This window comes from Caballeronia sp., from assembly GCF_049581465.1.
In the GTDB taxonomy this organism is placed as follows: Bacteria; Pseudomonadota; Gammaproteobacteria; order Burkholderiales; family Burkholderiaceae; genus Caballeronia.
This window is the reverse complement of the sequence record NZ_JBAUSA010000803.1, coordinates 1-8,792: the sequence shown is the minus strand read 5'-3', so window position 1 is coordinate 8,792 and position 8,792 is coordinate 1. Positions and strand designations below refer to the sequence as shown.

Annotated in this window: 10 protein-coding genes; 6 read left to right on the top strand and 4 right to left on the bottom strand. The window is 58.6% G+C overall.

All coding sequences use genetic code 11. From position 1 onward, the window contains the following. The 3 genes from ilvC to WCA53_RS19755 form a co-directional block, all read right to left on the bottom strand. A partial coding sequence (gene ilvC / locus WCA53_RS19765) for a ketol-acid reductoisomerase (protein ID WP_423914512.1) occupies positions 1-677 on the bottom strand: 677 nt, incomplete at its 3' end. Positions 678-766: 89 nt separating this feature from the next. Next, positions 767-1,258 (bottom strand): acetolactate synthase small subunit, encoded by a 492-nt coding sequence (gene ilvN, locus WCA53_RS19760; RefSeq protein ID WP_423914508.1) that lies wholly within the window; start codon positions 1,256-1,258, stop codon positions 767-769. 109 nt (positions 1,259-1,367) lie between these two features. Continuing rightward, complete coding sequence (locus WCA53_RS19755) at positions 1,368-3,131, bottom strand: acetolactate synthase 3 catalytic subunit (protein ID WP_423914504.1); 1,764 nt, start codon at positions 3,129-3,131, stop codon at positions 1,368-1,370. A gap of 386 nt (positions 3,132-3,517) precedes the next feature. Between WCA53_RS19755 and WCA53_RS19750 the strand changes: the two genes are divergently transcribed. Genes WCA53_RS19750 through WCA53_RS19735 form a run of 4 tightly spaced genes read left to right on the top strand, consistent with a single transcriptional unit; the run spans position 3,518 to position 5,799 of the window. Further along, positions 3,518-4,081, top strand: coding sequence for an RNA polymerase sigma factor (locus WCA53_RS19750; protein ID WP_423914501.1), 564 nt, complete (start codon positions 3,518-3,520; stop codon positions 4,079-4,081). Beyond that, complete coding sequence (locus tag WCA53_RS19745) at positions 4,078-4,512, top strand: DUF3619 family protein (RefSeq protein WP_423914499.1); 435 nt, start codon at positions 4,078-4,080, stop codon at positions 4,510-4,512. The genes WCA53_RS19750 and WCA53_RS19745 overlap by 4 nt, the downstream gene beginning before the upstream one ends. A gap of 33 nt (positions 4,513-4,545) precedes the next feature. Further along, positions 4,546-5,289: a DUF3106 domain-containing protein gene (locus tag WCA53_RS19740; protein WP_423914496.1), complete on the top strand. Its 744-nt coding sequence runs from the start codon at positions 4,546-4,548 to the stop codon at positions 5,287-5,289. Positions 5,290-5,295: 6 nt separating this feature from the next. Then, on the top strand, positions 5,296-5,799 hold the full coding sequence (locus tag WCA53_RS19735; protein WP_423914493.1) for an RDD family protein: 504 nt from the start codon (positions 5,296-5,298) through the stop codon (positions 5,797-5,799). Positions 5,800-5,816: 17 nt separating this feature from the next. Here WCA53_RS19735 and WCA53_RS19730 read toward each other — a convergent pair whose 3' ends face one another. Continuing rightward, on the bottom strand, positions 5,817-6,569 hold the full coding sequence (locus WCA53_RS19730; protein ID WP_423914489.1) for a class I SAM-dependent methyltransferase: 753 nt from the start codon (positions 6,567-6,569) through the stop codon (positions 5,817-5,819). Between the two features lie 235 nt (positions 6,570-6,804). On the opposite strand from WCA53_RS19730, the gene WCA53_RS19725 reads away from it, so the two are divergent. Further along, complete coding sequence (locus WCA53_RS19725) at positions 6,805-7,743, top strand: UDP-2,3-diacylglucosamine diphosphatase (protein WP_423914487.1); 939 nt, start codon at positions 6,805-6,807, stop codon at positions 7,741-7,743. A gap of 26 nt (positions 7,744-7,769) precedes the next feature. Further along, on the top strand, positions 7,770-8,792 hold a 1,023-nt coding region (locus WCA53_RS19720; RefSeq protein ID WP_423914484.1), incomplete at its 3' end, for a glycosyltransferase family 4 protein.

Below are 8,792 nucleotides of genomic sequence, written 5' to 3'. Positions count from 1 at the left end.
TCGAAGTACGCCATTTCCGGCGCGTAGCCCGCTTCCACCAGCGTTTCGAAGCCAGCCTTGATCAGGTCGACCGTACCGCCGCACAGCACGGCTTGTTCGCCGAACAAATCGGTTTCCGTTTCTTCGCGGAAATTCGTTTCGATGATCCCTGCACGGCCGCCGCCGTTCGCCGCCGCATACGACAACGCGATATCGCGTGCCGCGCCCGACTTGTCCTGGGCAACAGCGATCAGGTGGGGAACACCGCCGCCTTGCGAGTACGTGTTGCGTACCGTGTGACCCGGCGCCTTCGGAGCAATCATGATCACGTCGAGATCTGCGCGCGGAACGACCTGGCCGTAATGCACGTTGAAGCCGTGCGCGAAAGCGAGCGCTGCGCCGTCCTTGGCGTTCGCGTGGACTTCGTTCTTGTACACCTCGGCGATCTGCTCGTCGGGCAGCAACATCATCACGACATCGGCGCCCTTCACGGCTTCGGCCACTTCCTTGACCTTGAGGCCGGCGTTTTCAGCCTTGCTCCACGATGCGCCGTTCTTGCGCAGGCCGACCGTCACATTGACGCCGCTGTCCTTCAGGTTCAGCGCGTGGGCGTGGCCTTGCGAGCCGTAGCCGATGATCGTGACCTGCTTGCCCTTGATGAGGGAGAGATCGGCGTCCTTGTCGTAGAAGACTTTCATGTCAGTTCCTTAGGCGTAATTTAATTCGTTGAATTGAGTGTGTAACTTGAAACTAGTGAGCGGCCGCGGCGTTGAGCCCGCGGCAGCGCTCAAACTTTCAGGATTCGCTCGCCCCGGCCAATGCCGGAACTGCCTGTCCGAACGGTTTCGAGAATCGCCGTCGCGTCCAGTGCCTGGATGAATGCGTCGAGCTTGTCGCTGGCGCCCGTCAGTTCCATCGTGTAGGTTTTTTCCGTTACGTCGATAATTCGGCCGCGGAAGATATCCGCCATCCGTTTCATCTCTTCACGTTCCTTGCCGACTGCGCGAACCTTGATCAGCATCAGCTCTCGCTCAATGTGGGCGCCCTCTGTCAGGTCGACCACTTTCACCACCTCGATCAGGCGGTTCAGATGCTTCGTGATCTGTTCGATCACGTCGTCCGAGCCAATGGAAACGATGGTCAGCCGCGACAGCGAACTGTCTTCGGTAGGCGCCACCGTCAAGGTTTCAATGTTGTAGCCGCGCGCGGAAAAGAGCCCGACGACACGCGATAACGCGCCCGGTTCGTTTTCCAGCAGCACGGAGATAATGTGTCTCATGGTGCGTTCCCATTTATCCAGTTAAATAGAGTGTTTTCGCAAGACCTGCGAGCCGCCAGACCGTCCTTTTTGGAGACGTGGGCCACGCGAGTCCCGCTAAAAACAGCCGTTATAGATCTTCCGATCCGAGCAGCATTTCCGTGATGCCCTTGCCTGCCTGGACCATCGGAAAGACGTTTTCGGTGGGATCCGTCTGGAAGTCTAGGAACACAGTGCGATCCTTCAGGCGCAACGCCTCTTTCAGCGCCGGCTCGACGTCGCGGGTATGTTCGATACGTATACCCACGTGACCGTACGCTTCAGCCAGTTTCACGAAATCAGGCAGCGCATCCATATACGAACTGGCGTAACGCTTCTTGTATTCGATCTGCTGCCACTGGCGCACCATCCCGAGATAGCGGTTGTTCAGCGAAATGATCTTGATCGGCGTGTTGTACTGCTTGCACGTGGACAACTCCTGGATGCACATCTGGATCGAGCCTTCGCCCGTGATGCACAACACCTCGTCGTCCGGATGCGCCATCTTCACGCCCATGGCAGCAGGCAAACCAAAGCCCATGGTGCCGAGGCCGCCTGAATTGATCCAACGGCGCGGCTTGTTGAAGCGGTAGAACTGCGCCGCCCACATCTGGTGCTGGCCCACGTCCGAGCAGACGAAGGCTTCGCCGTCGGTCAGCTCCCACGCCTTTTGGACCACGTATTGCGGCTTGATGATCTCGCTCTCGCGATCGAACTTGAGGCAATCCTTCGACCGCCACGCTTCGATGTCCTTCCACCAGTCAGCCAGCGCCGCCGTGTCGGGACCGTGTTCGGCCGTCTGCAATTGCTCGATCAACTCCTTCAGCACTTCCTTGACGTCGCCGACGATGGGAATGTCCACCTTCACGCGCTTGGAGATGGAGGACGGATCGATATCGATGTGAATGATCTTCTTGGCGTGCGACGCGAAATGCTCTGGATCGCCGATCACGCGGTCATCGAAACGCGCGCCGACTGCAATCAGTACGTCGCAATGCTGCATGGCCATGTTGGCTTCGTACGTGCCGTGCATGCCGAGCATGCCGAGGAATTTCTTGTTGTCCGCGCGATATCCGCCCAGGCCCATCAGCGTATTCGTCACCGGATAACCGAGCAGGTCGGCGAACTGGTTCAACTCACGCGACGCATTCGCCAGGATGATGCCGCCACCCGTATAGATATACGGGCGCTTTGCCGACAGCAAAAGCTGCACGGCCTTGCGAATCTGGCCTGAGTGGCCTTTGGTGACGGGATTGTACGAACGCAGCGCGACGGACTTGATGGTTTCGTACTTGCACGGTGTCTTCGACACGTCTTTCGGAATGTCGATCAGCACCGGCCCGGGACGTCCCGTGCGAGCGATGTAAAACGCCTTCTTGATGGTCAATGCAAGGTCGCGCACGTCCTTCACGAGGAAGTTGTGCTTCACGCACGGACGCGTGATACCGACGGTGTCGCACTCCTGGAACGCATCCTGGCCGATCGCAGCGGTAGGAACCTGTCCGCTGATGATCACCAGCGGAATTGAATCCATATAGGCCGTGGCGATACCGGTCACTGCATTGGTGACGCCGGGGCCTGAAGTTACGAGACAGACGCCGACATTTCCCGTGGAGCGCGCGTAGGCGTCGGCGGCATGGACCGCGGCCTGTTCGTGGCGCACCAGGATGTGCTGGATCTGGTCCTGCTTGTACAACTCGTCGTAGATATAGAGTACCGAGCCGCCAGGATAGCCCCAGATGAACTCGACTTTCTCGTCAGCGAGCGCGCGCATGAGCACGGTGCCGCCGATGGATTCAGCTTCGTGTTGGGGGGTCGTATCCGACGTGGAAAATTCCGCGCTGGGCATATTCATACATTCACCTTTCGAATTTTCGGCAAAAAATTGATCGGGTGCTCTCTACCGGGCTTGTGGCTCGGGTTCAAGCGGCGCGTCTGGATTGATAGACAAGCTTCTTGGGCTCGCCTCAAAGAGACAGTTCACTTTATGATGCGAGTCGGAAACGATAGCCCGGCGCAATAAAGTTCGTCAAGTATTAATTCCGTGAAATGCGTCGGAAGATGTCGGTAAATTAGCCCTAAAAGGCGCGGATTAGCCCGAAATCACATCGGAATACCGGCCGCCCAGGCCTGCTAAATGGTGCATTTCCTCGCTGTAGAGGCAAAAGTTTGCTAGCATCCGCAGGTTTTTAACCTCTCACGAACCCTTTCGACGCACACTCGTTGCGCCGGGCCCAACGGATGGCATCAGACAAGGAACTCGCCGATTTTCTGGCGGGCGTCGAAAGACGCGCGTTCAAGCAGACGGTGTACACCGTACGCGACGACGATGCGGCGCTCGACATCGTTCAGGATGCGATGATCAAGCTCGCCGAAAAATACGGCGATCGCCCACCGGCCGAATTGCCGTTATTGTTTCAGCGTATCCTACAGAATGCGACACACGATCATTTCCGGCGCCAGAAGGTCCGAAATACGTGGGTGAGTCTGTTTTCGTCGTTCGGTAACGCCGACGACGATGAATTCGACCCCCTGGAGACCTTCGAATCGCAGGACGGAGCAGTCGGTGTCGAGAGCAGCGAGAACAGGCTCGAGCGCGAACAGGTACTCAACCAGATCGACGCGGAGATCCAGAAACTACCAGCACGTCAACGGGAAGCGTTTCTCATGCGTTATTGGGAGGATATGGATGTCGCCGAAACCGCCGCTGCAATGGGCTGCTCTGAGGGCAGCGTAAAAACGCATTGCTCGCGGGCCACACATGCGCTGGCACACGCGCTGAAGGCGAAAGGAATCACGCTATGAGCAACGCTCTCGATCAAAAGGAAGCCGAGTTTGCGCTGAAGGTTTGCCGCGCACTCGACGAAAGCATTACGACCCTGCCGCCCGCCTCGCTCGACCAGCTCGCGGCGGCTCGCCGCAGAGCCATTGCGCGCAAGAAACCCGAGGAAAGTGCGGTTGCCGCGCCGGTTTTTGCGCACGCGCTGGCGGGTGCTGGTGGGAGTTCGGGTGGCTTTGAAACCGTGCCTGCGCCCAAGCGCGGCCGTTTCTCGCGGCTTGCGCTGGCGTGGCCGCTGCTTGCGCTGGTTATCGGGCTAGCGGGAATCGCTTATTGGGAAGATCAGCAACGCACGGCTGAACTCGCCGATATCGACGCCGCCATGCTGAGCGACAACCTGCCGCTTGACGCCTATCTCGACCACGGTTTCAACGCGTACCTGACGCGCAATCATTAAATTAAAACTAACTAAGACAGCGGGAGTTCTCGGGTGAGCTACAAGCGTGGCCTCGCGATTGTTTTCGGATGCGCGATTGCGGGGCTTGTCGCGTTTGCCGCGACGTATCCGCGCTTCTATCCGTCTTCTGACGTTGCGTCGGCTGCTGCCGCGCCCGCCGGGGCAAGTGCCGGCGAAGTCCTGGTTCCCCTTTCCCCTCTGATCTCCGAGGGTCCGCTCGCGTGGAGTCATTTAACCGAATCCGAGCGCATCGCGCTCGCGCCATTCAGCGCGCAATGGGATCAGTTCAGCGACGAGCGCAAGCGGAAATGGATGAAGATCGCGTCGCGTTATCACAAGATGTCGCCTGATGCGCAAAAACGGCTTCACGAGCGGATGGCCGAGTGGGTCCGCATGACGCCGGATCAGCGCAAGGTCGCGCGAGAAAATTACCAGGTGTCGAAATCCGTGCCCGTCGAGAAGCGCGAGAAAGCCTGGGATGCCTATCAGAAGCTCCCTGAAGACCAGAAGAAAAAGCTCGCCGCGGCCGAAAAGCCGCGCCGGCCGACCGTTGTCAGCGCGCCGCCTTCCGGAAAAACCGAAGTCGAGGACATCAATCGGCTGATGAACGCGCGTGAGCATTCGCGGGCTTCTGAGGTACTGGCCGATGAGCGGGCCGGGATTGCCATGCAGCCCGCGCACGTCGCACCGACCCCTGCTGCGCCCGCGAGTTTTGTCCCGGCTACGCCGATTCCCGTGTCGCCCCAGCAGGCACCTTCCATTTTTAACGGATCTTGATCGTTCGTGAGTTCTCTTTCGGGTTCTGGACTGGTTGCCCCCGCGTTGCGTCGACGCCTGGCCACGATGATCTATGAGAGCGTCCTTCTGTTCGGGATCGTGTTTATCGCCGGCTATTTGTTTTCGACGCTCACACAGCAACGCAATGGCCTGACTCACCACAATCTGTTAATGGCGTGGATCGGGATCGTGCTGGCGGTTTATTTCGTTTATTTTTGGACGCACGGCGGCCAGACTCTGCCGATGAAAACCTGGCGGTTGAAAGTGGTCGATGCGCAAGGAACGCCGGTTTCACCGGCGCGAGCGCTTCTTCGATTTGTCTTTTCGTGGCTTTGGGTATTGCCGCCGTTGGCCCTTCATCCGGCTTTTGGGATTTCCATTCCCCATACGCTCATTATTTCGGCCGCGTGGGTCGTTGCCTGGGCCTGTGCCGTTTTTTTCGACCCCAATCGTCAGTTTTTACATGATCGGCTGGCCGGGACGCGGGTGATTTCGGCTGTCTCTCCGTAACGGTTTTTCGCCGCCGATCAGAGCCAGCTCGGCGCTTCTCGCAACGCCATATGGACTCCTTCCGAGAAGTGGTGAAGGCGGTACCCGTATCTCTCGAATAGCGTCTTTAATGATCGCTTCGTATAGAGCGTAATGTGCCCGTTGCGCGGGGCTATGTACCAGTTGTCCATCGCTCGTGGCGGCAAGTGGTCAGTCGTCAACGTCGAAAATAACATCACGCCCCGCTCACCCAGTAATCCAAGCGCTTCGTCAATCGACTGCAACGGTGTCGGCGTATGCTCCAGGACTTCGAACGCACTAACGAAATCAAACGCCCCCGATGCCGGAATCGCGCCATCGTCGCCCATGGGGTCCCAGCTTCGGGCATCCACGCCCCGCTCCCTCAATAGCCCAGCCAGCTTGCCGTTGCCGCCGCCATAATCCACGCACGTCAGCGCTTCACCCTTCTTGATGAGCGTCAATATGAACTCGGCATTGTGCGCAGGCCTGACATCGACATAATCGGGATCGACCGACTCGTAGGCATCGTTGTAGATATGCCGGAGATAGTCCGCCTTATCCCACCGATCAAACGCAGTCGTAAAAATCAGGCCGCACGAATCGCAACGATGGTAGTAAATCGGAACACCACTCAGCGGCAAATACTTGCCGCGATGTTCCTCACAATTCTTGTTGAAATCCGTAACACCGTAAAGCGTCGCCCTTCCTTGACATACCTTGCACTCCACATCGTGCGCGACCGCGCCAATCATTTCGCCAAGCGTTTGCATAGGATTCCATCATAAATTTGAAAGTATAAGGGAACCCAATATCGAGATGATGATGGAGATCCATGCCGTCTCTTTCCGATCGCATTGACGTCGTCAAATCCCGCGCGCGAACGGCACCCACCGAACTCACGCCGGCTCCCCGCCCCACCCCCGTAATAAGAACTTCTCGTGACTGTCATGGCTTCGTCACGCTCACATGGCGCAATGCAGGCACTGAAACCCATTGCGCGAGCCCATGGCCATCAAATCGTCCGCGACTCATCTCTTCGGCGCAACAAGCCTCGACGCCGAATCCATCGCGTTCCGGATCGATTCAACGCCGCCAGGCGCAGCCGCTCCCAGCATTGCGCCGCCATCGGCGTCCCGTATGGAACCGAACGCGGACGATAACGACGCCGCGCATCGATACCGAACCATCTGGCTATCCGATATCCATCTCGGCTCGGGCGGCTGCCAGGCCAACTATCTCCTGGATTTCCTGCGCCATAACGACTCGGAATACCTCTACCTGGTCGGCGACATCATCGACGGATGGCAGCTCCGTAAGGGCTGGTTCTGGCCGCAAGCGCACAACGACGTCATCCAGAAGGTTATGCGTAAAGCCCGTAAAGGCACGCAAGTGGTCTATATCCCGGGCAATCACGACGAAGCCGCGCGCCAGTTCTGCGATCTGGCGTTCGGCGATATCCACGTGCGCAGCGAAGCGTTTCATACCACGCTCGCAGGCAAGCGTCTGTGGATCGTCCACGGCGATCTCTTCGATGGCGTCATCCAGCACGCCAAATGGCTCGCCTATCTCGGCGACACGCTCTACACCGTGATCCTGCTGCTCAACCGCTGGTTCAATCGCGTGCGTTCACGACTCGGCCTAAACTATTGGTCACTCTCGCAATACCTGAAACACCAGGTCAAGAATGCGGTGAATTTCATCTCTCAGTTCGAACACGTGATGACCGACGAAGCCCGCCGTCGCGGCTGCGATGGCGTGGTCTGCGGGCATATCCACAAGGCCGAGATCCGCGATATCGACGGCATTCTCTACTGCAACGACGGCGACTGGGTCGAAAGCCTGTCGGCACTCGTCGAAACTTTGGAAGGCGAATTGAAGATTGTCTACTGGACCGTCTTGCGCTCGCCCGAAGTCAATCTGCAAGAGGCTGAGGCGACCGCCTGAGCGTCATCCATCACCAGGGCCATACGATGAAAATCATGATCGTCACCGATGCATGGGAACCTCAAGTCAATGGGGTCGTGCGCACGTTGAAAAGCACGACCCGCGAATTGACGGCGCTCGGGCATCGCGTGGAATTGCTGACGCCACTCGAATTCAAGACCATCGCTTGCCCGACGTATCCGGAAATTCGCCTCTCGCTCATGCCGGGCCGGCGCGTCGCGCAACGGATCGAGGAGTTTGCCCCCGACGCGCTTCATATCGCGACCGAAGGCCCGCTTGGCATGGCGGCGCGATCTTTCGCCCTGCGTAACAAGCTGCCCTTCACGACGGCGTATCACACGCGCTTTCCGGAATACGTACAGGCGCGTTTCCATATTCCGCTTGGGGTCACCTATAAATTCCTGCACTGGTTCCACAAGCCTTCGCAGGCCGTGATGGCGCCCACGCCGGTCGTGAAAACGGACCTCGAAAAATTCGGCTTCACGAACGTGGCGCTATGGACCCGCGGCGTCGATCTCGACATTTTCCAGCCGATGGATTCGAAGGTCCTGAACACCACGCGGCCGATTTTCCTGTACGTGGGACGTGTGGCGGTCGAGAAGAACGTGGAAGCGTTCCTGAAGCTCGATCTCCCCGGTTCTAAATGGGTCGCGGGCGAAGGTCCGGCGCTCGCCGAACTCAAATCGCGCTACACAAACGTGAATTATCTGGGCGTGCTGTCACAGGCCGAGTTGGCGAAGGTATATGCCGCCGCCGATGTATTCGTGTTCCCGAGCCGCACCGATACCTTCGGCCTCGTGCTCCTCGAAGCCATGGCGTGCGGCACACCCGTCGCGGCGTTTCCAGTGACGGGTCCGATCGACGTGCTCGGCACCGAGGGTCCCGGCGCAATGGACGAAGACCTGCGCGAAGCGTGTCTGCGGGCGCTGAAGATTGAACGCGCCGACGCCCGCGCCTGGGCCGAGCGATTCTCGTGGCGCGCGGCGTCGGAGCAATTTGCTTCTAACCTGAAGCCGCTCGAAGCACGCGGCGCAAGCCCAAGGCAGGCC

Excerpts from the sequence above, each read along its gene's own strand:
- ilvN (WP_423914508.1), bottom strand. The coding sequence starts at position 1,258 with ATGAGACACATTATCTCCGTGCTGCTGGAAAACGAACCGGGCGCGTTA.
- WCA53_RS19755 (WP_423914504.1), bottom strand. The coding sequence starts at position 3,131 with ATGAATATGCCCAGCGCGGAATTTTCCACGTCGGATACGACCCCCCAA.
- WCA53_RS19750 (WP_423914501.1), top strand. The coding sequence starts at position 3,518 with ATGGCATCAGACAAGGAACTCGCCGATTTTCTGGCGGGCGTCGAAAGA.
- WCA53_RS19745 (WP_423914499.1), top strand. The coding sequence starts at position 4,078 with ATGAGCAACGCTCTCGATCAAAAGGAAGCCGAGTTTGCGCTGAAGGTT.
- WCA53_RS19730 (WP_423914489.1), bottom strand. The coding sequence starts at position 6,569 with ATGCAAACGCTTGGCGAAATGATTGGCGCGGTCGCGCACGATGTGGAG.
- WCA53_RS19725 (WP_423914487.1), top strand. The coding sequence starts at position 6,805 with ATGGCCATCAAATCGTCCGCGACTCATCTCTTCGGCGCAACAAGCCTC.